This is a genomic window from Bifidobacterium callitrichidarum (genome assembly GCF_003129905.1).
GTDB classification, from domain to species: domain Bacteria; phylum Actinomycetota; class Actinomycetes; order Actinomycetales; family Bifidobacteriaceae; genus Bifidobacterium; species Bifidobacterium callitrichidarum.
Map to the genome: position 1 here is coordinate 25828 of NZ_QFFM01000023.1, position 26122 is coordinate 51949.

At 64.6% G+C, this 26122-nt stretch carries 24 protein-coding genes and 1 pseudogene; 8 read left to right on the forward strand and 17 right to left on the reverse strand.

Annotated elements, in window-relative coordinates; translation table 11 throughout:
* The first annotated feature begins 33 nt into the window (after positions 1 to 33).
* The 3 genes from DF196_RS10130 (at position 34) to DF196_RS10140 (ending at position 4134) form a co-directional block, all read left to right on the forward strand.
* Positions 34 to 861 carry an ABC transporter ATP-binding protein gene (locus DF196_RS10130; protein WP_109057713.1) on the forward strand — a complete coding sequence of 276 codons (828 nt, stop codon included), beginning with the start codon at positions 34 to 36 and terminating at the stop codon, positions 859 to 861.
* On the forward strand, positions 858 to 3773 hold the full coding sequence (locus DF196_RS10135; protein ID WP_109057714.1) for an ABC transporter permease: 2916 nt from the start codon (positions 858 to 860) through the stop codon (positions 3771 to 3773). Before DF196_RS10130 ends, DF196_RS10135 begins: the two co-directional genes overlap by 4 nt.
* A gap of 103 nt (positions 3774 to 3876) precedes the next feature.
* Entirely contained in the window at positions 3877 to 4134 is a 258-nt protein-coding gene (locus tag DF196_RS10140; RefSeq protein ID WP_109057732.1) for a DUF6725 family protein, read from the forward strand.
* Between the two features lie 323 nt (positions 4135 to 4457).
* On the opposite strand, the gene DF196_RS10145 is transcribed toward DF196_RS10140, so the two are convergent.
* From DF196_RS10145 to DF196_RS13585, 15 genes and pseudogenes are all read right to left on the reverse strand, one after another.
* Complete coding sequence (locus DF196_RS10145; RefSeq protein WP_241519689.1) at positions 4458 to 5504, reverse strand: prephenate dehydrogenase; 1047 nt, start codon at positions 5502 to 5504, stop codon at positions 4458 to 4460.
* Complete coding sequence (locus DF196_RS10150; protein ID WP_109057716.1) at positions 5498 to 6478, reverse strand: prephenate dehydratase; 981 nt, start codon at positions 6476 to 6478, stop codon at positions 5498 to 5500. Before DF196_RS10150 ends, DF196_RS10145 begins: the two co-directional genes overlap by 7 nt.
* Before the next feature lie 83 nt (positions 6479 to 6561).
* On the reverse strand, positions 6562 to 6987 hold the full coding sequence (locus DF196_RS10155; RefSeq protein WP_109057717.1) for an alcohol dehydrogenase: 426 nt from the start codon (positions 6985 to 6987) through the stop codon (positions 6562 to 6564).
* A gap of 8 nt (positions 6988 to 6995) precedes the next feature.
* The gene (typA, locus tag DF196_RS10160; protein WP_109057718.1) at positions 6996 to 8921 is read right to left on the reverse strand and encodes a translational GTPase TypA; all 1926 of its coding nucleotides are present in this window, start codon (positions 8919 to 8921) and stop codon (positions 6996 to 6998) included.
* A gap of 193 nt (positions 8922 to 9114) precedes the next feature.
* Entirely contained in the window at positions 9115 to 9354 is a 240-nt protein-coding gene (locus DF196_RS10165) for a hypothetical protein (protein ID WP_109057719.1), read from the reverse strand.
* 71 nt (positions 9355 to 9425) lie between these two features.
* The gene (locus DF196_RS10170) at positions 9426 to 10868 is read right to left on the reverse strand and encodes a purine-cytosine permease family protein (protein ID WP_109057720.1); all 1443 of its coding nucleotides are present in this window, start codon (positions 10866 to 10868) and stop codon (positions 9426 to 9428) included.
* Positions 10869 to 11234: 366 nt separating this feature from the next.
* A pseudogene (locus DF196_RS10175) lies at positions 11235 to 12018 on the reverse strand (NUDIX hydrolase); the annotation flags it as partial.
* Positions 12019 to 12110: 92 nt separating this feature from the next.
* The gene (gene scpB, locus DF196_RS10180; RefSeq protein WP_109057733.1) at positions 12111 to 12707 is read right to left on the reverse strand and encodes an SMC-Scp complex subunit ScpB; all 597 of its coding nucleotides are present in this window, start codon (positions 12705 to 12707) and stop codon (positions 12111 to 12113) included.
* 107 nt (positions 12708 to 12814) lie between these two features.
* The gene (locus DF196_RS10185; RefSeq protein WP_241519690.1) at positions 12815 to 13696 is read right to left on the reverse strand and encodes a segregation and condensation protein A; all 882 of its coding nucleotides are present in this window, start codon (positions 13694 to 13696) and stop codon (positions 12815 to 12817) included.
* Between the two features lie 5 nt (positions 13697 to 13701).
* Entirely contained in the window at positions 13702 to 14541 is an 840-nt protein-coding gene (locus DF196_RS10190; RefSeq protein WP_109057721.1) for a ParA family protein, read from the reverse strand.
* Between the two features lie 301 nt (positions 14542 to 14842).
* Positions 14843 to 15772: a site-specific tyrosine recombinase XerD gene (gene xerD, locus DF196_RS10195; RefSeq protein WP_109057722.1), complete on the reverse strand. Its 930-nt coding sequence runs from the start codon at positions 15770 to 15772 to the stop codon at positions 14843 to 14845.
* 223 nt (positions 15773 to 15995) lie between these two features.
* Complete coding sequence (gene rplT, locus DF196_RS10200; protein WP_109057723.1) at positions 15996 to 16379, reverse strand: 50S ribosomal protein L20; 384 nt, start codon at positions 16377 to 16379, stop codon at positions 15996 to 15998.
* A gap of 53 nt (positions 16380 to 16432) precedes the next feature.
* Positions 16433 to 16627, reverse strand: a complete 195-nt coding sequence (rpmI, locus tag DF196_RS10205) for a 50S ribosomal protein L35 (RefSeq protein WP_109057724.1) — start codon at positions 16625 to 16627, stop codon at positions 16433 to 16435.
* Positions 16608 to 17366: a translation initiation factor IF-3 gene (infC, locus tag DF196_RS10210; RefSeq protein WP_109057725.1), complete on the reverse strand. Its 759-nt coding sequence runs from the start codon at positions 17364 to 17366 to the stop codon at positions 16608 to 16610. The genes rpmI and infC overlap by 20 nt, the downstream gene beginning before the upstream one ends.
* A gap of 244 nt (positions 17367 to 17610) precedes the next feature.
* A complete protein-coding gene (locus DF196_RS13585) occupies positions 17611 to 19365 on the reverse strand; it encodes a spermidine synthase (RefSeq protein ID WP_241519691.1) in 1755 nt (584 codons plus the stop codon).
* A 98-nt stretch (positions 19366 to 19463) separates the two neighbouring features.
* Between DF196_RS13585 and DF196_RS10220 the strand changes: the two genes are divergently transcribed.
* The 3 genes from DF196_RS10220 (at position 19464) to ybaK (ending at position 22099) form a co-directional block, all read left to right on the forward strand.
* Positions 19464 to 20189 (forward strand): thiamine diphosphokinase, encoded by a 726-nt coding sequence (locus DF196_RS10220; protein ID WP_109057726.1) that lies wholly within the window; start codon positions 19464 to 19466, stop codon positions 20187 to 20189.
* 216 nt (positions 20190 to 20405) lie between these two features.
* Complete coding sequence (gene gap, locus DF196_RS10225) at positions 20406 to 21464, forward strand: type I glyceraldehyde-3-phosphate dehydrogenase (RefSeq protein ID WP_109057727.1); 1059 nt, start codon at positions 20406 to 20408, stop codon at positions 21462 to 21464.
* 125 nt (positions 21465 to 21589) lie between these two features.
* Positions 21590 to 22099: a Cys-tRNA(Pro) deacylase gene (gene ybaK, locus DF196_RS10230; protein WP_109057728.1), complete on the forward strand. Its 510-nt coding sequence runs from the start codon at positions 21590 to 21592 to the stop codon at positions 22097 to 22099.
* 3 nt (positions 22100 to 22102) lie between these two features.
* On the opposite strand, the gene DF196_RS10235 is transcribed toward ybaK, so the two are convergent.
* Together DF196_RS10235 and DF196_RS10240 are read right to left on the reverse strand one after the other, a co-directional pair.
* Entirely contained in the window at positions 22103 to 23407 is a 1305-nt protein-coding gene (locus DF196_RS10235) for a zinc-ribbon domain-containing protein (RefSeq protein WP_109057729.1), read from the reverse strand.
* 162 nt (positions 23408 to 23569) lie between these two features.
* Complete coding sequence (locus tag DF196_RS10240; protein ID WP_109057730.1) at positions 23570 to 24583, reverse strand: 4-hydroxy-3-methylbut-2-enyl diphosphate reductase; 1014 nt, start codon at positions 24581 to 24583, stop codon at positions 23570 to 23572.
* A gap of 156 nt (positions 24584 to 24739) precedes the next feature.
* Between DF196_RS10240 and DF196_RS10245 the strand changes: the two genes are divergently transcribed.
* Positions 24740 to 25687, forward strand: coding sequence for an aldose 1-epimerase family protein (locus DF196_RS10245; protein WP_109057731.1), 948 nt, complete (start codon positions 24740 to 24742; stop codon positions 25685 to 25687).
* 165 nt (positions 25688 to 25852) lie between these two features.
* Positions 25853 to 25927, forward strand: coding sequence for a 50S ribosomal protein bL37 (locus DF196_RS14220; protein ID WP_003817083.1), 75 nt, complete (start codon positions 25853 to 25855; stop codon positions 25925 to 25927).
* Positions 25928 to 26122 lie beyond the last annotated feature (195 nt).

The following is a 26122-nucleotide window of genomic DNA, read 5'->3' on the forward strand; positions in this document are numbered from 1 at the left end:
CTATAGGCACGCATTCGATGGGATTGGGGCAGTATGGCACGGCACAACGCACAGCATAACGTACGGCACGGCGGACGGAATACGGAGACGGTCGGGAACGAGACCGAGCGCGAGGAACGTGATCATGTGGTGGCCCGCGCCGTGGATCTGGTCAAGACTTACGGGGATGCGGACAATCTCGTCACCGCGCTGGACCATGTGAATGTGGAGTTCGAGCGCGGCAGGATGACGGCGATCATGGGACCGTCCGGCTCGGGCAAGTCCACGCTGATGCACTGCATGGCCGGTCTTGACCAGCCCACTTCGGGTCAGGTGTTCGTGGAGGGGCTGGAGGTCTCGGCCATGAACCAGCGGCAGCTGACCCGGTTGCGCCGCCAGCAGATCGGCTTCATCTTCCAATCGTTCAATCTGGTGCCCACGCTTTCGGCCGAGGAGAACATCCTGTTGCCGCTGCAGATAGCCAGAAAGCCCATCGACCGCGACTGGTTCGATCAGGTGGTCAGGGTGGTGGGTTTGGAACAGCGGCTCACGCACCGGCCAAGCCAGCTTTCGGGCGGACAGCAGCAGCGCGTGGCCTGCGCGCGTGCGATGATGGCGCGTCCTTCGGTGATCTTCGCGGACGAACCCACCGGCAATCTCGACTCCCGTTCCAGCCGTGAGGTGCTGGGCTTCCTCAAGCGGTCCGTGGCGGATTACGGCCAGTCGATCGTGATGGTCACGCACGATCCGCGTGCCGCCTCTTACGCCGACCGCGTGCTGGTGCTGGCGGACGGGCACATCACGCAGGATCTCGACCACCCCACCTACGAGCGGATTCTCGAGGTGTTCGCGGATGGCAACGGCGACGGAGCGGCCGCATGATCCGTATTGGTCTGCGCGACGCCCGCGCGCATCTCGGGCGATTCGTCATGTCCATCATCGCCATCGCATTGGGCGTGAGTTTCGTGGTCGGCTCGTTCTGCTTCCGCGAGATGATGAACAACCAAGTGGACCAGATGATGGCCTCGAACTCGGACGCCGACGTGTACGTGCGCGGCAGCAAGGAACAGAAGGGCGCCTCGACGATGGGCGCCATGGGCTCCTCGTCCGATTCCGGTTCCGGTGGTTCCTCCTCTGATTCCTCCGAATCGAAGACCTATAACCGCATCGATATCTCCCTGACGGACGACATCGCCAAGGTCGAGGGCGTGAAGCGCGCCGAGGCCGTCTATCAGGTCTCGGGCCTGGTACTGGTGGACAAGAGCGGCAACGCCGTCTCCACAATGGGCGGCGCGACCAGCGCTCTGGGACTCAAGGACGGCACCTGGCGGTCGGCCACGCTGGTCAAGGGCCGGTGGGCGAAAACCAAGCACGAGATCGCGTTGCATACGTTCGCCGCCGAAACCGCGGGGCTCAAGGTCGGCGACACCACCAAGCTCGTGTATCCGGACGGCGCGGTGGATGTGAAGGTCGTCGGGTTGTTCTCCACCACGTCGTCGCAGGCGGGCGCGATCATCATCGGGCTCGCGCCGGAGGTGGCCAAGGACTACTTCCAGCAGCAGTCCGGGCAGGTCGGCACCGCTCGCTATCTCACCGTGTACGGTTCGGCGAACGGCGGACAGCCGCTCACCGAGGCACAGCAGCAGGAGCTCGCGGACCGTATCAACAAGGCGCTGCCGGCCGGGTCGAAGGCCGTGGCCATCACCGGGCAGCATGTGCGTGACAGCAACGCCGAGACCACCAAGAAGGCGCTCGGCTTCGTGCAGCCACTGATTCTGATCTTCGCGGTGATCGCGTTGTTCGTGGGTTCGTTCATCATCGCGAACACGTTCTCGATGATCGTGCGTGAATCGATGCGCGGCTACGCGCTGCTGCGGTCGATCGGGGCCTCCCCCGCCCAGGTGTTCGTGACGGTGGTGGTGCAGGCGATCGTGCTGGGACTCATGGGTTCGCTGATCGGCATCGGGCTTGGCTGGATCATGGTCAAGGGCATCGTGGCACTGATGGCGCATATGGGCACGCCAATGACCGGTTCCTCGAACCCGAGCGTCACGGATATGCTCGTGGGCCTGGTGGTGGGCGTGCTGGTCACGCTCATCGGCGCCTCCCTGCCGGCGCGGCGCGCGGCGATGGCCCCGCCGATCCAGGCGATGAACGAGACGGTGAACCCGGAGAAGCCCGTGTGGCCGCGCGGCGTGGCCGGCACGGCGATGATCGTGTTCGGCGCGGCCTCGTGGATGCTGTGCTGGCGTATCGCCGCCGCGAACAACGATGGTGGGTCCGTCTCGCCCTGGAGCTGGCTCAATGACGCGGCTTCCTCGATGGGCACCGGCTGGCCGCTTGGCGTGGGTGCCGGGCTGGTGGTCATCGGCGTGATCGTGCTCGCTCCGGCGCTGGTGGGTCCCACGAGTGTGGTGTTGGGCTGGATTCCGGCGCATGTGTTCCCGGTGACGGGCCGTCTCGCCACCCGGAACCTGGCGCGAGGCAAGCGCAGGACCGCGAATACGGCGGCCGCCCTGTTCGTGGGCGTGGCGATTGTGAGCTGTCTGGGCGTGGTGGCCTCCTCGGCGAAGGCATCCGTGGCCGGCATCGTGGATTCCGGACTGAAATCCGATTTCTCGGCCATGTCCGCATCCGACGGCCGCATTCCGGACGATGCCATCGAGGCGATCCGCAAGACCGACGGCGTGGGCTCGGTCTCGCAGTCGCGCATGCTCATGGGCGTCACCTACGGTTCGGGCGACGGCCAGACGCAGGCCATGACGTTCGCCGAGCAGCCGTCGCTGTTCACCAAGGTGTTCGCGCCGGTCACCCATGCGGGGGACGCGGACAAGGCGCTGCGTAACGGCGAGCTCGTGGTGGGCATCGCCGTGGCGAAGGACAACGGCTGGAAGGTCGGCGATACGGTGCGGGTCAACGGCCGGCAGGTGGTGGTCGACAAGGAGGCCACCGCCAAGGCGCAGGCCGAGTATCAGGCGCAGGTGGAGGCGAAGGTCTCCGGGTTGCAGGCCGAGGCCCAGCAGCTGCTCGCCTCCGGGGACGCGGCCGGCGCACAGGCCAAGGCTGCGGAGGCGCAGCAGTCCGCCGAGGATGCGAGGAACGTGGATCCAAGCACGCTGGTGAAGACGAAGACCACGGTCACGCATGTGAAGGTGCGGATCGGCGCGATCATCGAGAATTCGGTGTACCGGTCGATGGTGCTCATGAACGACGAGACGGCCGGCAAGGTCGCCAACGAGTACACGATGTTCACCATCATGCTGTTCGTCAACGCGGCGCGCGGCGAGGATCTGGGCGCGTTGAAGGCGCGGCTCATCAAGGCGGTCAAGCCGTATTACGTGGTGAACGTGCAGGACCGCGAGGAGTTCAAGTCCACGATGAGCACGATGGTCGACCAGATCCTGCTGGTGCTCTATGCACTGCTGGCTCTGTCCATCGTGATCGCGGTTTTCGGCATCGTGAACACGTTGGCGTTGTCCGTGTCCGAGCGCACCAAGGAGATCGGCCTGCTGCGGGCGATCGGCACCTCGCGCGCCCAGGTACGTGGCATGCTCGGCATCGAGGCGGCCATCATCGCCGTGTTCGGCACGGTGATGGGCATGGTGACGGGCGTCGCGGCCGGCGTCGTGATTCGCGCGGTGTACGAGGCGAACGGGTTGAGTTCGCTGAGCGTGCCGTGGGGGCAGTTGGGCGTGTTCCTGGCGCTTTCGATCGTGGTGGGATTGGTGGCCTCGGTCTCCCCCGCATCACGCGCGTTGAGGCAGCCGGTGCTCGATGCGGTGGCGGCGGAATGATTGCCGGTTCCGTGCGTCGCAATGCGTTCGGAGTAAGGTGGAACTACCGATATCGGGGTGTCAGGGCCGATACCCCGCGTGATTCATAAGGGGGATGATTCCGATGACCTTGCCGAGACAGATTCCGGTGGGCGCACGCATTGTGGTGCGTATCACCGATGGTGTGGACCCCACGGACGGGCGTATGAAGTTCCGTGATTTCGTGGGGCACGTGGTGTCTTGGGACGGCTACACGTTGGAGATGGTGCGCGATGCGGCCGCCAACGGCTCCCGCCCGGCCCAGAACGTGACCATCCACCAGGAGCAGATCGCCACGCTGAAACCCGTGCCGGAGCGGCCGCACGTGAAGCCGCGTCCGTAAGGAATCGGCCTACGGCCGATGCAGTGTTTCCCGCGTCCTTGAAAGGACGCTCTCCTACTACCCCTCAGTCAACCTGCGGTTGACAGCTCCCCTGACAAGGGGAGCCAAGGACTACATACAAATCTTGGCTCCCCTTGTCAGGACATCGCCGTGAGATAAACAGTCGGACTGTTTGTAGGCGATGTGCGAGACGACAGTCGAGCCAACAATCCGCGAACGAAGTTCGTCCGTAATTGCTGGTGAGCTGACTCGCGAAGCGAGTCTGAGGGGTAGTAGGGAGCAGCCAATGGCTGCGGAAGAATCCATCGGCCGCAGGCCGATTCCTATATCGCCGGGCGAATCTGGATCACGGCCTGATGGGGGTGGATGAAGCTGGTGATCGCTTCTCCCCTACGGGCGGAGAACAGGAGCGTCTGCTGCCAGCCGGCTTCGGGAATCTCCAATTCACGTGCGGGGAAGTCGCCCGCGGAACTTGTCTGGGCCTTGTATCTGCGGAACGGGTCGCCCGCGGCGAAGAACTTCCTGATGTGCGCGGCGGCATCGCCCTTCAGCGAACCGCCGCGCACGATACTGCCCTGATCCTGCTCGGCATGCAGCTGGTCGGCCATATCGGTCAGGCGCGAGGCCATGCGTCGCAGCAGCACCTCGACGTTGAGCGCGTCCTCCTCGACCATCGCACGGGTGCGGTCGGGGTCGGTCAAGGCCACGCGGGTCATGTCGCGCCAGCAGCCCGCCGCCAGCGCGGCCGCCACGTTCCGGTCCGGATTGGCGGTCAGCTCGTTGATGAGCGCGGTGGAGACCACATGCGGCATATGGGAGATCATGGCGGCGGCCTTGTCGTGGGTCTCGTCGTCCAGCACGATGATGCGGTTGCCCACACCCTCCGTGATCAACGAGGCCACGGCGAAGAACCGGCGGTAGTCGGTCGGCTCGTCCACGGTCACGGCCCACAGGGCGTCGTCGTACAGGCCGGGATCGGCAGCCTGCCAGCCCGACAGTTCGTTGCCGGCCATCGGATGCGCGCCCACGTACTTGTCCGCGAGTCCCGCAGCCTTGACCTGATTACGGACCATGCCTTTGACCGAACCGACGTCGGTGAGCGTGGTGGCGGGGTGTTCGTCGAGCAGGGGCTTCAGTTCGGCCAGAATCGCGGGCATGGCCTTGAGCGGGTTGCACAGCACCAGCACGTCCGGCTCGGCGGTCATGAGTTCGGCGAGTGTGCTCTTGCAGAAGATGCCGTCGGCTTCGGCCTGCGCATACGGGTGCGGACGATGATTCCAAGCCACGACGCGAATGCCGCGCTGGGCCAATCGCCTGGCCAGCGAGCCGCCGATGAGGCCAAGTCCTACAATGCCGACCGTATCTACCACAACAGTTCCTTTCGTACGCTTTCGGTGTGCTGCCATCCTTCCGGCATCCGCTCCGAATCGATGTGGATGCCTCCCTGGGGCAGCATCCACGCATCGACCGGAGGGTTGGGCCGTTCACGGCGCGGATAGACGGCCAACGTCTTCATCCAGATGCCCTTCATGGCCAGTATTTCCAGCACCTTCTGGAATCGCGGCTCCCAGGGCGCGGCATCTAACGTATCGATGAAGCTGTAGGTGCCGTCATGTCCCTTGATGGGGCGGGAGATGAAACTGGTCATGTTCAGTCCCGCGACGCGCAGGATGTCGAGGATGTTCGCCACGACGCCCGGACCGGTGGCAAGGGGAATGAACGTGATGATCGTCTCGAAATCGCTGGCATCGCCATGCTGGGCGCGGGCGTTCAGCTCCTGGACGACGTCACGTGGCGCGATGACCAGGAAATCGGTTCTGGCACCGTCGAAATCCTGCACGTGCTCGCCGAGCACATCGAGATCGTAGAGCGTGCCGCAGATGCTGGGACCGAGCGCCACCTGGCCGGGCTTCAGATCACGGCAGGCGGCGGCGTTCGAGGATGCTGGTTTGGGTTTGAGACGGTACTCGGCGATGAACTTCGTGCACTGAGCAAGTCCATGCGGATGCGCGCTCACCGGTTCGCCGGTGCAGTCGTAGATGCCGTGGCCACGCACGGTGAACGCATTGAATGCCACATCCACGCTGACCCGTGCGAATCCGGCCACATCGGTGGAATCAATCAACGCATCCAGGTTCGGGACCACGTAGCCTTCGACGTTGTTCTCCCATGCGATGACGCCCCAGCCTTGGCGTGATTGCACTGCGTTCATGATCGCCGGCACATCGGGAAGCGGTATGAGATCGAAATCTCCCATGGGGGCGAACTGCTCGGCGGCCGTCATCGCCGCCTGATGGGTGAAGGTGCCTTCAGGGCCCAGATAGAAGAGTTTCATGCGTGCCATAACGTTCTATGGTAGCGGGGCTTGAGCCGGTTGCGCGCGAGATGCCCACGACACGCGCGGCTGCGGCCGTGCGGACCCGTGGTTTACGCCTGTGACGTGTTGTCGCGGGACGGGATCGTGAACCAGCGGGCGGGCAGGACGAGCATGATCACCTGCACGAGCACGATGCCGTAGAGCCAGATGTATCCGGCGTGCTGGGAGAAGAACGGCATATCGCCTTGGAATCCGGCCACGATCAGCGCGTTGCCGGAGGTGGTGGCGAGGGCCAGCCCCCATGCCGTGGCGGATGAGGCGATGAGGTGCAGGGCGAGGCCCACCGCGCCGAGTCGCGCACGGGCGCACCATGTGGACAGGATGATGAGCAGGAACGCCAACGCCAGTCCGTACGGGATGTTGGCCGAGGCGCCCATGCGGTGCGCGAACGTGCCGATGAAAGCGGCGAACGCGCCGGCCAGAATCGTAATCAACGATCTGACCAGCGCGTTCTGTCGATGCGACCAAGGCAGCATAATGCCGCTTACTTAGTCTGGTTGTTCTGACGACGCTGCTTGGCGCGCCACTTGTACCAGTCCTCACGGCCGAGGATGATCTTGCGCACGCGGATGGACTCGGGGGTCACCTCCACGCACTCGTCCTCGTTGGCGAAGTCCAGGGACTCCTCGAGGCTCATCTTGATCGGCGGGGTCAGGGTCTCCAGCACGTCGGCGGTGGAGGAACGCATGTTGGTCATGTGCTTGGCCAGCGTGATGTTCACATCCAGCTCGTCGGGCTTGTTGTTCACGCCCACGACCTGGCCCTCGTACACCGGGGACTGCGGCTCGACGAAGAAGTTGCCACGGGCCTGCAGGCGCTGCATGGCGTACGGGGTGGCCACGCCCTGACGGTCGGAGACCATGGAGCCGTTCTGGCGGATGGTGATTTCGCCGGCCCACGGTGCGTAGCCCGCGGAGATGGAGGAGGAGATACCGGTGCCGCGGGTGGCGGACAGCAGGGCGGTACGGAAGCCGATCAGGCCGCGGGACGGCACGGTGAACTGCAGACGCACCCAGCCGGAGCCGTGGTTGGTCATGCCGTCCATGCGGCCCTTGCGGTCGGCCATGAGCTGGGTGACGGTGCCCATGTACTCTTCCGGCACGTCGATGGTGGTGTTCTCCATCGGCTCGTTGATCACGCCGTCGATCTTCTTGGTGACCACCTGCGGGCGGCCGACGGTCAGCTCGTAGCCTTCGCGACGCATCTGCTCGGCCAGCACGGCCAGAGCCAGCTCGCCACGGCCCTGGACCTCCCAGGCGTCCGGACGGTCGGTGGGCAGCACCTTGATGGACACGTTGCCGATGAGCTCGCGATCCAGACGGTCCTTGATCATGCGGGCGGTGAGCTTGTGGTCCTTGCCCTCGGTGCCGGCCAGCGGGGAGTCGTTGACGCCGAAGGTCATGGAGATGGCCGGCTCGTCCACGTGGATGAGCGGCAGCGGCTTCGGGTCGTTCGGGTCGACGATGGTCTCGCCGATCATGATGTCGTTCACGCCGGCGACGGCCACGATGTCGCCGGGGCCCGCGGAGGCGACCGGGATGCGGTCGAGGCCCTGGGTACGCAGCAGCTCGGAGACGCGGAAGTTCTCCAGGGAGCCGTCCACACGGGACAGGCCGTAGGTCTTGCCCTTCTCCAGGGTGCCGTTGTAGATGCGGACCAGACCGAGTCGACCGAGGAAGTCGGAGGAGTCGATGTTGGCCACGTGGGCCTGCAGCGGGGCGCCCTCCTCGTATTCGGGGGCGGGGATGTTGGAGATGATGGCCTCGAACAGCGGCTCGAGGTTGTCGTTGTCCGGCATGCCGCCGTCCGCCGGCTGGTTCACGGAGGCGTAACCGGCCTTGGCGGCGCAGTAGATGACCGGCATTTCCAGCAGCTGGTCGAGGTTCAGGTCGATGCCCTCGTGCTGCACGTCGTCGGCCAGACCGAGCAGCAGGTCGGAGGTCTCGCCCACGACCTCGGAGATACGGGCGTCCGGACGATCCACCTTGTTCACGCACAGGATGACCGGCAGCTTGGCCTCAAGGGCCTTGCGCAGCACGAAGCGGGTCTGCGGCAGCGGGCCTTCGGAGGCGTCCACGAGCAGGACGACGCCGTCGACCATGGAGATGCCGCGCTCAACCTCGCCGCCGAAGTCGGCGTGGCCGGGGGTGTCGATGATGTTGAGGGTGATGCCCTCCGGGTGGCCGTACTTGGCGGCCAGCGGGCCGGTGTACTCCACGGCCGTGTTCTTGGCGAGGATGGTGATGCCCTTCTCGCGCTCCAGATCGTTGGAGTCCATCACACGATCCGGGACTTCCTCGCGCTCGGAAAACACGTGGGACTGCTGAAGCATGGCATTGACCAGCGTGGTCTTGCCGTGATCGACGTGAGCCACAATCGCCACATTACGGATATCTCCACGAACCGCCATCGAAACCTCTCTTAATACTGATTCTTTTGCGTAATCGTTCGGTACTTGCGTACTTATGTACTTATCTGTTGGGTTTTGCTTCCCTGTACTTACACACAAACCGTCACGAGTGTACCGGCACGGCTTGACCAGCGCGTGATACGCGAATGGCCCGCACTCGTTCGAATGCGGGCCATGGAATGCGGGAAACCGGTCAGCCGAGGACGGCGGCGGAATCGGTGATGGTGATGAGCGGGGTGAACAGGGCCATCGTGTCGAGGGCACGCTGATGGTTCTCGGGGCTGGAGGCGGCGCAGGCGTCGGCGATCACGGGCAAGGGGGCGCCGGTGGTGTGGAAGGAACCGGCCGGGCAGGCCCAGTCGGACCAGTCGGATTCGGCGAACACCTTCTGGCGGTCGATGACGACCAGCCATTCGTCTGATGGGATGCTCATGTTGTCTCCTTTATGAATCTGTGCAATCCGTGCGGTTCATGCACCCAATGCGATTGCCGCACGGCCGGTTTTCAGTCCTGCTCCTGCTTGGCGATGTCGCCGCGCTGGAAGATGAGCGCGCCGAGCAGGCCGACGAGCAGGGCCACGATCACACCGAGGTTGGCGGACGCCCATGCGCCGTCCTTGCCGCCGAAGAAGCCGAGGAAGTAGCCCTGCCATTCAAGCCAGCTGGCGGAGGTGTTGACCACGAGCCCCCAGCCGAGCAGGGTGCCGACCACGAGGATCACGAGGGACTTGACGTTCCAGGCGCCGTAGCGGCCGGACGGCTTGTAGAGGTCGTCGGTGGCGTAGTCCTTGCGGCGCAGGAGCACGTCGGCGATGAACAGGCCGGTCCATACGGCCATCGGCACGCCAAGGGTGATGAGGAAGCCCTGGAACGGGCCGATGAAGGTGTCGGAGAAGAAGGTGACGTACACCACGCCGAGCACGGTCAGGGCGGCGGTCAGTCCGGCGGCGGCCACGCGCGGCAGTTTGATGCCGAAGCTCAGCAGGGCCAGACCGTTGGAGTAGTTGTCCATGATGGCGCCGGACATAAGGCCGAGCACGGCCACGATGGTGAACGGCACGAGGTACCAGGTGGGCAGGATGGAGGCCATGGCGCCGATCGGGTCGTTGCCCACGGCGTCGGCGAGGTCCTTGTTGGATACGGCAAGCAGGCCGCCGTAGATGACGAGCAGCACGGGGGCGAGCGAGGCTCCGAACGTGGACCAGAACACGATGCCGGCGTTGGAGGACTTGCGCGGCAGGTAACGCGAGTAGTCGGCGGCGACGTTCACCCAGCCCAGGCCGAAGCCGGTCATGACGAACAGGCAGGCGCCGAGCACGGCCGGTGCCGAGCCGCCCTGGGAGGCGCCCACGGCGGCGAAGTCGATGTGCGACCAGCCGAGGATCAGGAAGCCGATGGTCACCACGCCGCTGATGACGGTGATGGCCTGCTGGGCCTTCATGATGAGGTCGTAGCCGAAGATGCCGGCGACCACCACGAGTCCCACCACGATGATGGTGGAGATGATCTTCGGTGCGGCGCCGGATCCCCAGCCGAGGCGCTGGAAGGTGGAGGCGAGGGCGAGCACGGCGGTGGTGGTCAGCGAGATCTCCCAGCCGAGCGTGGCGATCCAGCTCAGCACGGACGGCACCTTGGCGCCTTCGACGCCGAAGGTGGCACGGGTGATGACCATAGTCGGCGCGTTGGCGCGCTTGCCGGCGATGGAGACGACGCCCACGAGCAGGAACGAGACGACGATGCCGATGATGGAGGCGAGGGTCGCCTGCCAGAACGAGATGCCGAATCCGAGCGACCAGGCGCCGTAGGACATGGCAAGCACGGAGATGTTGGCGGCGAACCAGGGCCAGAACAGGTCCTTCGGGCTGCCGTGGCGGTCGGACTCGGCGATGGTGTCGATGCCCTGTTCCTCCACGGAGAGCGCTGAGCTCTTCTCCTTGGCGTCACTCATAGTGAACCTTCTTCTCTTGTATTGGTGGTGTTTGTTCTATTGAACGGATTGCGTTGGTCTTGGCTCCCGGAGAGGGGAGCTGGCTGCGAAGAGGACTGAGAGGAGTACCGGGCTGACCGTGGCTCTCCCCTCAGTCTCACTACGTAGCCCGGCTCCCCGCGTAGAGGGGAGCCGGCGCGGGTGGAACTCACCCGTGGGCAGAGGGGATCAGCGGGGAGAGCGCATCATCGGTACGGGTTGATGTCCGGTCGGGATCGGGGCCGGTCCCTCGCGCTAACTCCGTCGTCCCCGGAGCATCCGAAGAGCCTTTGACGGCGGACGGCCCGCCGCTCCCCCACCCCGGTACGGCCATGTTCCCGGAATCCGGGGGCACATACCGGTAGACGGCTGCAGGCCGCTGGCGGCCTTCACGCACCTTCTCGCCGGTGTCCTCAAGGTCGCCGGAGGCGAGCATCTTGCGACGGAAGTTCGCCAGATCGAGGCTTTGGCCGGCGATGGCCTCGTACACGCCGTGCAGCTGGCGCAGCGTGAAGGTGGGACCGAGCAGCCGGGTGGCCACGTCCGAATATTCGATTTTGGAGCGCAGCCGGGCCAGCGCGTAGTCGATGATCTCACGGTGGTCGAAGGCCAGTGGCGGCAGGTCGTCCTCCGGGAACCAGCGAACGTTGTCGCCGTCCTCGAAATCCGCGGCATCACGCTGCTCGACCAGCGCCCAGTAGACGATGGAGACCATCGGCAGTCCGCCGCGCGAACGGGCCGGGTCGCCGAAGGTGTAAAGCTGTTCGAGATAGCGTGGATGCAGGGACGTGGTCGATTCAAGCGCCGAGTACGCCGACTGTTCCAGCGAACGGTCGGCCCTCAAATCGCCTCCCGGCAGCGCCCAATACCCCAGGAAGGGCTGTCGGATGCGTCTGACCAACGGCAGCCAGAGTCTCGAATGGGAGGCTGAAGCGCCGTGGGCCGCACCCCTTGCGGGAGCCCCCGGCGCTCCGGCCTCGGAGGCATGGCCCGAACCGTCGGCGTTGAGACCGCGGGCGGCATCGTTCGCATCGCGGGTGCCGCCCGAACGCGGCCCGAGCGTCAGAATCACCACGGATACGCCGACTTGCGGCGGCGCGCTGCGGCGCTCGGATACGTTGCCGAATCCCATGCCATACCTCTTTCCCTATGCGGAGCGTCCCCTTGGGCTCACAGCATAGCACTAGTTATAGTCACTGTGACTATAACTGTTCGAGGCGTGGATCAATCGGCGACCTCACTGGTCACATCGTCCACCGGCGGCAGGAACGGGGCCAGCGAGGGCAGGTCGTCAAGGGAGTCGAGTCCCATCTTGTCCAGGAACAGGGCGGATGTGACGAGCAGCGCCGCGCGCGAATCGGGATCGACGCCTTCCTCGCGCACCAAGCCACGCACGGTGAGCGATCGGATCACGCCGTCCGAGTTGACGCCGCGGATGGCGGCCACCTGAGCGCGCGTGACGGGCTGGCGATACGCCACGATGGCGAGCGCCTCCAGCGCGGCCTGGCTCAGCCGTGCGGTCTGTCCGTCGGTCACGAACGCGGACACGACCGGCTCGTAGACGGCTCGGCTCGCGAACTGCCAGCCGCCGGCGGTCTCACGCAGCTCGAAGCCGCGGGGCCGGACACCCGCGTCCGGGTCGCCTTCGTATTCCTCGCGCAGGGATTCCAATGCCAGTTCCACGGTCCGCTCTCCGCAGCCGAGCACGCGGGCCAGGTCGGCGGGGGTTTGCGGCTGGTCGGCGGCCATCAGCACGGCTTCCAGACAGGCAGGCAGGCCACCGGGATAGTCGGCTGAAGGACCGGACACGGCGAACGCCATCGGACGGCCCGCTTGCGGTGGCGTGTATGCGGTTTCTCCGCCGCCCAACGTCACGGCATCATTGGCGGACCGCGCACCGGAGCCAGCTTGCGTTTCCCGAATTCCCGTCATGCAAAGTCACCTTCCGAAATCGTCACATCGTCGCCGTTGCCGTCCGCCGCGGTGGCGTCGTCGTCCGCACCGGGGACCCAGCGCAGATGCAGATCCTCGAACGGCCCGTCCTGCCGGTATTGCAGCGAACCCTGCTTGAAGAACATGAGAATGGCCATGAACCGGGCCACCACTTCGATGCGGGTGGCGCAGTCGGAGGTGAGTTCCCGGAAGGACAGCGACCCGGCATCGTCGCCTCCGCCGCTCCCCCGCGTTAGCGCGGCACGCAGCCGGTCGCGCACCAGCAGGGATTGGGCCCGCAGGTCCACCAGCGGCACATGCAGCTGACGGACGGACACTTCCGAGGCGGGAGCGTTGGCGATCACTCGCGCGGCAAGACGGGCCAGGTCGTCCGGCGTCAGGGTCCAGACGAGTTCGGGCAGGAGCGAGGCGACCGCCTCGTCCACCATGGCGGGGTGCGGGAATCGTCCGGCGTTGAGCGTCATGCGCGCACGGAAGTCGGCGGCGGCCTGCTTATAGGCCCGGTATTGCAGGAGGCGCGCGAACAGCAAATCGCGTTCGCGCAGGGCCGCGAGGCTTTGCTCGTCGCGCTGGCCCTCCTCGTCGGCAGGCAGCAGAGCGGCGCTTTTGGCCTCCACCAGAATCGAGGCCACGTCGAGGAAGGCGCTGGCCTCGTCCATGTTGCGCGCGAAGTCCAGCCCGCGCACGTAGGCGAGGAATTCCTCGGTGATCGAGGAAAGCGAGACCTCCGTCAGTTCGAGGCGATTGTTGGCGATCATGCCGAGCAGCACGTCGAACGGGCCAGAGTAGACCTCGAGATTGACCCGGAAGCCGGTGCCGGACTGGGGCTCCGGCCCGTCCGGGCGGGAATCGGACACGCCGGTCACGCCACGATGCCGCGGGCGATGAGCTCGCGAGCCACGGCCCGGTACTCCTTGGCGGTCTTGTGTTCGGGGGCGTACACCGTCACGGGTGCGGCGGCCACGCTGGAATCCGGCAATTTGATGGAGCGGGAGATCACGGTGTGGAAGACCTTGTCCTGGAACGCCTCGTAGATGCGCTGGCAGACCTCCTCGCAGTGGAGGGTCTTGGTGTACATGGTCACCAGCACGCCGCTGACCTCCAGCGCTGGGTTGATGCGGGACTGCACCTTCTCGATGGATTGCATGAGCAACGCCACGCCACGCAGGGCGAAGAATTCGGCGGCCACGGGGATAATCACACCGTCCGCGGCGGTCAGCGCGTTCACCGTGAGTAGGCCGAGGGAAGGCTGGCAGTCGACGATGATGAGGTCGTATTCGTTCTTGACCTTGCGCAGCACGCCGTTGAGGATCTGTTCGCGGCCCACTTCGGTCACGAGCTGCACTTCGGCGGCGGACAGGTCGATGTTCGCGGGGATGATGTCGATGTTTTCGAACGCGGTGTGCTGGACCACGTCATGCGGGTCCACGGAGATATCGAACAGCGCGGTGTAGATGGTGTTCTCCACGGTGTTCGCGTTGATGCCCAGGCCTACGGTGGCGGCGCCCTGCGGGTCGAAGTCCACGATGAGCACGCGGCGTCCGTACTGGGCCAGCGCGCCGGCGATGTTGATGGAACTGGTGGTTTTGCCTACGCCGCCCTTCTGGTTGCACATGGCGATGACCCTGGCCGGGCCATGCTGCTGCAACGGTTCGGGGGCGGGGAAGGTTTCGTATTCGCGTCCAAGCAGATCGGTAGGCATACCGTCCACCTTATCAATATCCTCCTCGTCTTGCCCGGCAACGACATACGTTCCCGCCATAGGCAAAGTTCCCTGACGGAAATCCTCGCCCCGATCGTCGCGCCAATCGCCCATGTCAGCCTCCGTGTGTTCTTCCTCCTCCCAGCCTACTCGCGGGGCTCGGCCAGTGCGATGGTGCGGCAACGGAGCCGAACGTCGCCGCTCCGGGCCGGTCCCATGGTTCCCGATACCTTCTTGGCGGGGTTCTCGCCGCCAACCGGTTTTTCGTCCGGAACAATGACCGCGGGTGCCCGTCGGACGTTCATTTCGCCCGTGGATGCGCCATGAGGTAGGCCTCGATGAGGTGCTCGGGGCTCACGTGCGTGTAGATCTGCGTGGTGGTCACGCTGGCGTGGCCGAGCAGTTCCTGCACGGTGCGTACATCGGCGCCGCCCTGGATGAGGTGGGTGGCGAATGAGTGGCGCAGGGTATGCGGGTGGAGCGGACGGGTGATGCCGGCCTTCTCCCCCGCCTGCCGGACAATCTCCCAGATGGATTGGCGGGAGATGCGCCGGCCGCGCTTGTTGAGGAATACGGCACGGCGTTCGGGCGTTTTGGCGGTGGTTCGCCGTTCCAATTCGCCGCGGCCAATGTTGAGGTATCGGGTCAGGGCCTCGCAGGCGTAGCCACCAATGGGTACGAGACGCTGCTTGGAACCTTTGCCCATGAGCCGGGCGACGTGTCCATCAAGGTCGATGTCGTCGAGGTTCGCACCGGCGGCTTCGGAGACACGGCAACCGGTGGCGTACATGAATTCGAGGAGCGCCTTGTCACGCAGCTGGATCGGATCCGCGGCGGTTTCGGGCGGGGTGACCGCGTCCAGCAGACGCGCCACTTCATCGACGTTCAGCACGTCGGGCAATGTGGAGGCTCCTTTGGGCGCTTTGACGGAGGCGGAGACGTCGTCGGAGACCACGTGCTGGGCGAGGGCGAAACGATGGAATTCGTGCAGCGACGCGAGCCTGCGGGCTTTGGAGCGCGCGGACTCCCCTGCCGCATCCAATGCGGCGATGTAATCCTCCACGTCCTGGGTGCCGATGGCGGCGGGGTCCTCGATGCCCCGTGATTCCAGCCAGTCCACGTATTTGGCGATGTCCGACTCGTACGCCTTGACCGTGGCCGCGGCAAGGCCCCTCTCCACCCCGATGTGGGCGAGGAATTGTTCGGTGAGTCTGGCGAATGAGTCGGTCATGGTGTCTTATGGTAATCGGAATTGTCATTTTTTCTGGCTCCCCTCTCTGAGCGAGGCCAGAAAGTCCACATACGACGAAACCCCGCTCGATGAGCGGGGTTTCTGTCAAACAATCACATCAGTCCGTAGGACTGGCAATCACTCAGGCCTGACGCGCTTGACGCGCGTCCTTCGCAGCACAGCTGCTCACCTCGGCTACAGACAGTCCACTGGACTGTCTGTTTCACGCCTCGGCGGGAGCGTTGACGTCCTCAGGCAGAGCGGCCTTGGCGGCGTCGACGATGGTCTTGAAGGTCTCCGGGTCGGAGACGGCCAGCTCGGCGAGAGCGCGGCGGTCCAGCTCGATGCCGGCCAGCTTCAGGCCCTGGATGAAGCGGTTGTAAGTGATGCCCTCAGCGCGGACGGCAGCGTTGATGCGCTGGATCCACAGCTTGCGGAAGTCACCCTTGCGAGCCTTGCGGTCGCGGAAGTTGTAGTTAAAGGAGTGCAGCAGCTGTTCCTTGGCCTTGCGGTACAGGCGGGAGCGCTGGCCGCGGTAGCCGGAAGCCCTCTCGAGAACGACGCGACGCTTCTTGTGGGCGTTCACTGCGCGCTTGACACGTGCCATAATCTATTTCCTCAGCTTTCTAAAGTCTTGTTATTTCCGGGTGGGCCCTAAGCTCACTTCACCAGAAGCTGCTTGATCTTCTTGGCCTGGCCGCCGCGCAGGACATCGTCGGCGGACAGGGCGCGACGCTTGCGAGCGGACTTGTGCTCGAGGTTGTGGCGCATGGCGGAACCGACGTGCTTCACCTTGCCGGAGCCGGTGATCTTGGCGCGCTTGGAAGCGGCGGAATTAGTTTTCATCTTCGGCATTGCTGCCCTCCTTGCTGGTTTGCTTCTTCATATCGGAAGTCTGCGGGGAAACCGAGGCCTTGGCTTCGGCCACGGCCTGGGCCTGCGCCTCCTGCTTGGCGGCCAGGCGAGCGGCCTGGCGGGCCTGGCGTTCGGCGCGGGATTCCGCACCGCGACGGCGCTGCTCGGACTGGGTGTGCACCTTCTTGCCCTTCGGAGCGAGGGTCATGATGATGTTGCGACCCTCCTGCTTCGGCTTGGACTCGATGGTGCCGTATTCCGCCACGTCGTCGGCCAGACGCTGCAGCAGTTCCACACCGCCGATCGGGCGGGAGATCTCGCGGCCACGCAGCATGATGGTGACCTTGACCTTGTCGCCGCCGTTGAGGAAGCGGGTCACATGACCCTTCTTCACGTCGAAATCATGGTCGTCGATCTTGAGGCGGAAACGAATCTCCTTGATTTCCGCGGTGCTCTGGTTGCGGCGGGCTTCACGAGCCTTGATCTTCTCGTTGTACTTGAACTTGCCGTAATCGATGAGCTTGGCGACCGGAGGCTTCGCGTTCGGGGCCACCTCGACGAGATCGAGGTTTGCCTCCTTGGCCAGGTTCAACGCGACGGAGGTCGCGATGACGCCCACCTGCTCGCCCTTCGGGCCGATCAGGCGTACCTGCGGGACGCGAATCTCGTCGTTAATGCGTGGTTCGTCGCTGATGATGACTCCAATCCTCTGCTGTTCCTCGCGAGGCTCATCTGACAGTCAATTCAACGCGACAGGTTCATGGCAAGCCAAAGCCGACGCAATGCGCGCTTCGCAATCCGCGATATGCATTCACGAATCATCATGATTACCGTGCATGAAACAAACGGCAATCTGAAGGCTTATACCTTGAACCCGAGGCCTTGAAAGGCTTCCAGGTGGGGTTGCCCCGCTTTCTTGATTTCTCAAGCCAAATGGAAAGTCTACCACATGGCAGGACATCGCCGCCCCGCGTGTCGGAACATCACTGCACGGCGCGCAGCAGACCGCCGATGCCCTCGGTTTTCAGGATCTCACGGTACGGCCCGGCCTCCTCGGCGATGAGCTGGTCGATGGCGCGCATGCCGAGCACCTCCACCGGAGCCTTGTCGTCGGTCAGGATCAGCGAGGAATCGGTGGAGCCGGCCACCGGATCCGCCACCGGCGTCATGCGGCCGGCGACATCGCTCATGTACGCCGCGAGCTCGCCGTCGTGCGTGCGGTCCCATGTGGCGGCCCGCAACGCCTCGGCCTTGACGGCCTTCGCCATGCCGCTGGTGATCGGCTCCGAGACGGTGCCGATTTCGCCGGTCCTGCGCCGGGAGTCGCTGCATCCGTCGTACCGTGACAGCTCGTCCTTGGTGGGGGCCTTGGCGAACAGCTCCCGGTTGGTGGTGTTCGGCACGTCCGCCGTGAAGGTCGTGCCGAGACGGCATGACCCGTCGAACGTGTTGGCGATGGTGGTCTGCAGCGCCTCGTTGATGGAGCCGGCGCCGTCCGAGACCATGTTCATGTTGACCACCATCATGCCGCCGGGGTTGAGGTGCTCTCGCACCATGGAGAAGAATTCGTCCGAACTCATCTGGAAGGGGATGGTGATGTCCTGGTACGCATCGACCATGATCACGTCGTACGTGTCGTGCGCGGCGGCCAGCCATGCGCGACCGTCATAGGTGGAGACGGGCACGTCGGCCGGCTCGTCGAAGTAGGTGCCGGCCAGATCGGTGATCTTCCGGTCGATCTCCACGCCGGTGATCGCCATGTCCGGGTAGTACTGCCTGAGCTGGCGGGCGTACGTGCCGGTGCCCATGCCCAGGATCAGCGCGGATTCCGCCTTGTCGGCGAGCGCGGGCGCGGCGAGGGCGGTGTCGTAGTACATGCCGGTCAGCCCCTTGTCCTTCATCGTGACGGACTGGACGCCGAAGAGCACGTTGGTGGACAGGATCGTGCGGTCGGACAAGTTCTTGACCTGCAGGTAGTTGTATATGGACTCGCCCTCGTAGGCGAGGTTGGTCTCCCAGAACGCGAAGCCGGTGAGCGGCGAGACGCAGCTGGTGATCACGAAGATCACTGCGGAGACCACGCAGGCCACACGTTTGGCCTTGATGGAGATGAAGTAGGCCAGCGGGATGAGCAGCAGCACGCCGGAGAAGATGAGGAAGCTCACGAACGTGCCCACGGCCGGGATCGTGACGAACGTGGGCAGGAAGGTGCCCAGGATCGAGCCGACGGTGTTGCACGCGGACAGCCGGCCCACCACGGAGGCGTTGTCCTCCAGGGAGGTGGTGGCGAACTTGTTGAGTCCGGCGGTCACGGTGCCCAGCAGGAACAGCGGCGGCACGAAGATGATGGCGCAGCAGATGAACGCCGCGATGACGAGGAAGTTCGTGGAGACGGTGACGATGAGCAGGCCGGAGATGATGAGGATGAGGTACTTGCCGACCAGCGGAATGAGCGCGATCCACACGGCGGCCACCATGATGCGCAGGTACAGCTTGTCCGGGTTCGGGTCCTTGTCCGCCCAACGGCCGCCGAACACGGCACCCAGGGCGAGGGCGATCATGATGGTGCCGATGATGATGGTCCACACGATCTGCGAACTGGAGAAATAGGGAGCCAGCAGTCGGGACGCGCCCAGTTCGGCGGCCATCACGGACATGCCGGAGAAGAATTCGGTGACGTAGAGGAACACCTTCGATTTGAGGATGGGCCTTTCGCTCGCTTCGGTGATGTGCGCCATGCCGCTCCCCTGTTCTCTCCATCCGAATGATGTTCCGTCTCGCCCAGACTAGCAGCGATGGGCGGCGGCGAGCGGCACGGAGGGTTAGAGTTGGACGCATGAGCAAGGTGTGCGTGATTTTCGGTGCCGGCGAATACTACGCCGGCGATCCCGTGGTGCCGTCGGGCGCATATGTGGTGGCGGCCGACGGCGGACTTGACCATACGCGCGAGTTGGACGTCGCCCCGGACGTGGTGGTGGGCGATTTCGATTCGCTGGAGGGGCGTCGTCCCGCGGCCGGCACGCATACGATCGCGTTGCCGCCGCTGAAGGACGATCCGGACATGCTGTCCGCCCTGAAGGTCGGCTGGGCGGCTGGCTGCCGTGAGTTCCGCGTCTACGGCGGACTCGGCGGACGCATCGACCATTCCATCTCCTGCATCCAGCTCATGGCGTTGCTGTCCCGCCATGGCGCGAGTGGATACCTGTATGGCGACGGGCTGATCGTCACGGCCATCACCGACGGCAGGCTCTCCTTCCCCGCGCATCCGGTGCCCGAGGACGGACGCATGGTGTCGGTGTTCTCCCACTCCGACGTTTCGCTTGGCGTGAACGAGCCGGGGCTCAAGTACGAGCTGAGGGACGGCACGTTGACCAACACGGTGGTGCAGGGGGTCAGCAACGAGTTCCGCGACCAGGTCGACGCGGCCGTCAGCGTGGAGCACGGCACGCTGATCGTCACCTTCCCCATCGAGGTGGCGCTGCCCGAGGTGAGCCGGTTCCGCGCGTTCGACGGCGGCATCGGCGAGCTGGACACCGAAGTGTCCAAGCTGCTGGTCCGCTGAACCGCCCGCGAATCGCTTTTCCTCCCCTGCTCCCTACCGGCATATGGTCATGCGGAGAACGGAATGTGAACGCTCACAAAAAAACGTGCGATTTTGCCCAAAACGCATACTGCAACGTTGCCTTGTGTACAGACAAGGCATTAAAGTAACAAGCGTTGGTAAACAATGGCCCGGTGTGCGCATGCCCACCACGGCCACCCTACAAGGGAGAATTACATGACAGTTAAGATTGGTATCAACGGCTTCGGTCGCATTGGTCGTCTCGCCTTCCGTCGTATCTTCGAGCTGCAGGCTCGCGGCGGCCAGGCTGGTGACATCGAAGTTGCCGCCATCAACGATCTGACCACCCCGGCCACCTTGGCTTACCTGCTGAAGTACGATTCCACCCACGGCACCTTCCGTCACGACGACGGCACCCCGGTCGACGTCAAGGCCACCGAGGACTCCATCGTGGTGGACGGCAAGGAGTACAAGGTCTACGCCGAGAAGGACGCCAACAACATTCCGTGGGTCAAGAACGACGGTGTCGAGTACGTGCTCGAGTGCACCGGCTTCTACACCTCCGCCGAGAAGTCCCAGGCCCACATCAACGCCGGCGCCAAGAAGGTCCTGATCTCCGCCCCGGCCAAGGATGACGTCACCCCGACCGTCGTGTTCGGCGTGAACCACGACATCCTCAAGGCTTCCGACGTGATTGTCTCCGCCGGTTCCTGCACCACCAACTCCATGGCCGCCATGGTCAAGCTGCTGGACGAGAAGTTCGGCATCCGCGCCGGCTTCATGACCACCATCCACGCCTACACCGGCACCCAGATGCTGCTGGATGGCCCGCGTGGCACCAAGACCGGCCGCAACCTGCGCGCCGCCGCCATCAACACCATCGCCCACTCCACCGGCGCCGCCAAGGCCATCGGCAAGGTCGTTCCGTCCGTGAACGGCAAGCTGCAGGGCCACGCCCAGCGCGTCCAGGTCCCGGACGGCTCCGTCACCGAGCTGACCACCGTCCTGAACAAGGAGACCACCGCCGACGAGATCAACGCCGCCTTCAAGGAAGCCTTCGAGAACTGCGAGTACTACGGCTACAACGATGAGGGCATCGTCTCCTCCGATATCCTCGGCGACACCCACGGTGGCGTGTTCGACCCGACTCAGACCGACGTGAACAACATCGACGGCCTGACCCTGGCCCGCACCGTCTCCTTCTACGACAACGAGTACGGCTTCACCTCCAACATGATCCGCACCCTGCTGTACTTCGCCGAGATCTCCGAGTGAGTCTCGCCTGAGGTCGGCCCGGCCGCAAGACCGGTAGACGGATGGGTTCGCGGTTGCGTGAACCCATAGGTGTTTGATGAAACCCCCGCCCCGTGCGGGGGTTTCTTCGTAGTAGAACGGAAACCATGGCTAAGAAAAGCAAACATGACAAAGGTGCGGGATCCACGCCGGCGACCGTCCAATTGGAGAAGGCCGGCGTTGAGTTCCACGTGTACGAATACGAGCATTCGAACGATCATATGGACGACGGATACGGCGTGGAGGCGGCCACCAAACTCGGGCTTGACGAGCATCAGGTGTTCAAGACACTCATGGCGGACACCGGCTCGGAGCGCGTGGTGGGCGTGGTGCCGGTCAGCGGGCACATGGATCTGAAGGCCCTGGCCGCCGCCGTGGGAGCCAAGAAGGCCGCCATGGCCGATCCGAAGGTGGCCATGCGCGAATCCGGCTACGTGGTGGGCGGCATCTCGCCGCTCGGCCAGAAGACCCGCCACAAGACCGTGCTGGACGAAAGCGCGCTCCAGTTCGACGAGATCCTGGTCTCGGGCGGCAAGCGCGGCCTGTCCGTGGGCGTCAACCCGAACGACCTGTTGAAGGTGCTGGACGCCGTGGCCGCGCCGATCGGCACGTGGTGACGGCTACTCGAAGCTGATGGGCATGCAGTCGTTCTGGCCGAAGCCGTTGGAGCTGCACCAATCCCAGCCGGCATCGATGCTGCCGAAGGTCTCGCCGGAGAGCATCACGTAATATTCGGTGGTGCCGCTGCGCTGGTACTTCGGCCAGTCGCCCGACCACAGCAGTACCGTGTTCGGCCAGTCGTTCTTGAGATCGACGTACTGCTGCCAGATGTCCTGATAGGTCCAGGTCTTGCCGTCCGCCTGCATGTTGAGCTGCTTGCTGGACAGCTGCGTGGTGTAATCGCCGGTCAGGCCGCTCACCGCGGACTTGTCATGGCTGATCTGCCTGTCGATGGCGGCCTTGGCGACCTTTTCGCGGCCGTCCTTGTCGAGCGCGTCCGCGCCGGCGAAGTCCTTGGAATTATCCAGCTTGGCCTTGTCCCCCTGGGCGTCGGCACCGAGCTCGCCCGTGACCTCAAGGTTGTCCCAATCGGCCTCGCCGGGCACGAACCAGTACTGGGATTGCGCGAACGCCACGGAGGTCTCGGCGTCCTCGCCGGCCTTGGCGGTGAGCGGGTCGTCGGAGAAATCGTAGACGGCGTCGGCGAGCGTGTCGCTGCCGTCCTTGAGGGTGATGCGCACGGCGCTGTCATCGAGGTTCAGGGTGCTGCCGCTGCCGCAGGAGGCCGTGACCTTCAGACGCACCACCAAATCCTTGCCATGCATGTCATGGGAGTCGATGTTGAAATCCGGGGCATCGGTGCAGGCCTTGGCCTTGGTGTCGCCGGACTTGCCGGAACCGGATTTGCCGGACGTTCCGGCGCTTTGGGAGGACGCGGCCCGATTCTGCGACGTGCCGGACACCCTCGGATGGATCACCAGCACCCACAGCAACGCGCCGACCAACGCCACGGCCACCACCGCGGCCACGATGATGGCGGCGATCAGGCCTTTGTTCTGTTTGGGCTTGGGCTGCGATTGGGGCCGGGATTCGGCCGGCGTACCCGGCACCGGAACCGTGGCGGCACCGGTCGCAGGCTGGGTCGCGTACGGCAACGGCACGGACGGCGCGGGAACGGCGGACTGCACCGGCTGCGGCGCCTGCATCGAGGCGGGCTGCTGCATGGACGGGTCGATCATCGTGGGCTGTGACGCCAAATCGGCGGACGGTCCGGACTGCGCAGGGGCGGACTGCACGGAGTCGGACGGCGTGGTATCCGGCTGTGCGGTGCCCTGCACGGGCCAGTCATCACGCTCCTGACCACATTGCACACAGAATCGATCGTTCTCGCCGAGCTTTGCGCCGCAATTGGTGCAGAACCGCATGGCCCCTCCCTGTTTTAGGACTTCTCTCTACACCGTCATAGTAGAACCATCACCGCATCGGCACGTTTCGGCGGTCATGTTTTACGGGATTTCGCCTGCATCGATGGCATGAATAAGGGATGCCGGGACGATGCAGGACGATCGATTCCGCCGGACACCGGCTTATCGGACGAGCGCGCGTACCTGCGGCGGCAACACGAAATGCATGTTCTCCTTGATGGTCTCCACCGACCTGATGCCGGTGAACCCCCATCCGCGCAACGCCTCGATCACACCGGAAACCAGCTCGTCGGGCACGGAGGCGCCGGAGGACACGCCCACCGATTCCACGTCCTCGAACCATGAGGGGTCGAGCTCGCCGGCGTCGTCCACGCGATAGGCGCGACCGCGCTCCCCCAGACCTTCCTGGGCCACTTCCATGAGCCGCACGGAGTTCGAGGAGTTCGCCGAACCCACGATGACCACGCAGTCGGACTGCCGCGCCACCAGTTTGACCGCGGCCTGACGGTTCGACGTGGCATAGCAGATGTCGGAGCTCGGCGGCTCCTCGATCCACGGGAACCGGGCCTTGAGCGCGGCGATGGTGCCGGCCGTCTCGTCCACGCTCAACGTGGTCTGCGAGAGCAGCACGAGCTTCACGTCCGGGGTGAAGTCCAGCGATTCCACGTCCGACTCGTGTTCGATGAGGTGCACGTGCTCGGGGCTCTCCCCCACCACGCCGACCGCCTCATCATGCCCTTTGTGGCCGATGTAGACGATCTCGTAGCCCTCGCGCACGAACCGCAGCACCTCACGGTGCACCTTGCCCACGAGCGGGCAGGTGGCGTCCACCACGTGCATGCCGCGGCGCTCGGCCTCGTGCTTGACCTCGGGAGAGACGCCGTGGGCCGAGAACACCACGGGAATGCCAGCGGCGGCGGCCTCGTCGGGGATTTCGGCGAGTTCCTGGACGAACACCGCGCCCTGCGATGCCAGCTCCTCCACCACATGTCTGTTGTGCACGATCTGGCGGCGCACGTACACCGGCGGCAGCCCGTCCGCCCGGGAATCCCCGGACGATTCCGCGGCCTTGAGAATCGTCTGCACAGTCAGGATCGCACGGTCCACGCCCGCGCAGAATCCACGCGGATCGGCCAGCACCACGCTTTTGGTCATCGGAACCTCCTTGGCTTGCATATCGACCTCCAGTGTAGGGCATGGGCGAGGGCATCGCGATTGTTGCCGAAACGGAATGAACGCGCCGCCCGGTCATGCCGCGGACACGCTAGACTTGTCCGTTAGCGGTAACAATCGGTTACCGGTTCACACACATCTCACTACGGGAGTGATTCTATGACGAACAAGACGCCGCGCACCGGTCAGCAGTACAGCATTTCCTATGGTGATTACGCCGCCGTGATCACCGAACTGGGCGCCACCATGCGCAAGGTGACCTACCAGGGCAAGAACGTGATCGTGCCGCTGGGCCCGGACGATCCGGTGACCTGCTGCCACGGCCAGCTGCTGGTGCCGTTCCCGAACCGCATCGCCGGCGGCACCTATGAGTTCGAGGGCAAGACCTACACGCTGCCCATCGACGAGCATGACCGCAACACCGCCATCCACGGTTACGGCTACCGCGCCTTCTGGAAGCTGGAATCTCTGACCGAGACCTCCGTGACGCAGTCCTGGCGCGCCCCGTTCCTGCTGGGCTACCCGTTCGACGTGACCGTGACCGCCACCCATGAGCTGGATGCGGACGGCCTGCACATCACCGTGACCGCGCAGAACGACGGCGACGTGGACGCCCCGTGGGCCCTGGCCATCCACCCGTGGCTTGACAACGGCTTCAACGGTTACGGCGACGAGATCGACGGCCACAACGCCCAGTGCCACCTGACCGTGCCCGCCGATACGCATGTGACCGTGGACGAGAACCTCATCCCCACCGGCACCGAACCGGTGGCCGGCACCAAGTATGACCTCAACGACGACCCGCTGCTGGTCAACCAGCCGTTCGATGACGCCTGGACCGACCTGAAGCGCGCCGAGGACGGCACCGTGACCGCCACGTTCACGCGCCCCGACGGCCTGGTCATCAAGGTCGGCGGCGACGAGACCGTCACCTCCTTCCAGGTGTGCACCGGCACCGGCTTCCCGGCATTCCAGCACCCGGCCGGCACCGCCGTAGAGCCGCAGACCGCGTACGCCAACGCCTTCAACACCGGCAACGACCTCATCGTGTTGAAGCCCGGCACTTCCAGCACCACGAAGCTGTTCATCAAGGCCGAGCAGCACTGAGCCCATCTCTCCGACTCCACCATCTTGATGGAGCCGGCCTTCGACGGCGGACGAATCGCCGGTCAAACCGGCTTTCCGTCTGCCGTGTTGTGTCGTGTTGCATCCGGTCCGGAGAATGTGGCATAATTCCGAAGGCTTATTTTTTACTTAGCAAAGGAGTCCATCATGGGCATGCGCGGACGTAAGCGCAAGGATCGTCGTAAGAAGGCCGCCAACCACGGCAAGCGCCCGAACGCCTGATCCTGGCAGCGTTTAAAAACGTGAAAACCCACCTGAGCAATCAGGTGGGTTTCTTCGTATTCGGCCCGCTTCACAACATCGACTTCTACAAACCGATGCACAAATGAAACTATCCAACGGAACGGAGGTGGCCGGCCGGGGTATGCGGTTCCAGACCGTAGGCTTGGCCGAACGGCCTTGAGTGTGTCGGGGACC

Coding starts and splice junctions, on each gene's coding strand:
- DF196_RS10170 (WP_109057720.1), bottom strand. CDS start 10,868: ATGAGTGACGCCAAGGAGAAGAGCTCAGCGCTCTCCGTGGAGGAACAG.
- DF196_RS10235 (WP_109057729.1), bottom strand. CDS start 23,407: ATGCGGTTCTGCACCAATTGCGGCGCAAAGCTCGGCGAGAACGATCGA.
- ybaK (WP_109057728.1), top strand. CDS start 21,590: ATGGCTAAGAAAAGCAAACATGACAAAGGTGCGGGATCCACGCCGGCG.
- xerD (WP_109057722.1), bottom strand. CDS start 15,772: ATGACCGACTCATTCGCCAGACTCACCGAACAATTCCTCGCCCACATC.
- DF196_RS10155 (WP_109057717.1), bottom strand. CDS start 6,987: ATGCTGCCTTGGTCGCATCGACAGAACGCGCTGGTCAGATCGTTGATT.
- DF196_RS10220 (WP_109057726.1), top strand. CDS start 19,464: ATGAGCAAGGTGTGCGTGATTTTCGGTGCCGGCGAATACTACGCCGGC.
- rplT (WP_109057723.1), bottom strand. CDS start 16,379: ATGGCACGTGTCAAGCGCGCAGTGAACGCCCACAAGAAGCGTCGCGTC.
- DF196_RS10150 (WP_109057716.1), bottom strand. CDS start 6,478: ATGGCACGCATGAAACTCTTCTATCTGGGCCCTGAAGGCACCTTCACC.
- DF196_RS10165 (WP_109057719.1), bottom strand. CDS start 9,354: ATGAGCATCCCATCAGACGAATGGCTGGTCGTCATCGACCGCCAGAAG.
- DF196_RS10135 (WP_109057714.1), top strand. CDS start 858: ATGATCCGTATTGGTCTGCGCGACGCCCGCGCGCATCTCGGGCGATTC.
- gap (WP_109057727.1), top strand. CDS start 20,406: ATGACAGTTAAGATTGGTATCAACGGCTTCGGTCGCATTGGTCGTCTC.
- DF196_RS10140 (WP_109057732.1), top strand. CDS start 3,877: ATGACCTTGCCGAGACAGATTCCGGTGGGCGCACGCATTGTGGTGCGT.
- scpB (WP_109057733.1), bottom strand. CDS start 12,707: ATGGCGTTCGCCGTGTCCGGTCCTTCAGCCGACTATCCCGGTGGCCTG.
- DF196_RS10190 (WP_109057721.1), bottom strand. CDS start 14,541: ATGCCTACCGATCTGCTTGGACGCGAATACGAAACCTTCCCCGCCCCC.
- typA (WP_109057718.1), bottom strand. CDS start 8,921: ATGGCGGTTCGTGGAGATATCCGTAATGTGGCGATTGTGGCTCACGTC.
- DF196_RS10240 (WP_109057730.1), bottom strand. CDS start 24,583: ATGCAAGCCAAGGAGGTTCCGATGACCAAAAGCGTGGTGCTGGCCGAT.
- DF196_RS13585 (WP_241519691.1), bottom strand. CDS start 19,365: ATGGCGCACATCACCGAAGCGAGCGAAAGGCCCATCCTCAAATCGAAG.
- DF196_RS10245 (WP_109057731.1), top strand. CDS start 24,740: ATGACGAACAAGACGCCGCGCACCGGTCAGCAGTACAGCATTTCCTAT.
- rpmI (WP_109057724.1), bottom strand. CDS start 16,627: ATGCCGAAGATGAAAACTAATTCCGCCGCTTCCAAGCGCGCCAAGATC.
- DF196_RS10130 (WP_109057713.1), top strand. CDS start 34: ATGGCACGGCACAACGCACAGCATAACGTACGGCACGGCGGACGGAAT.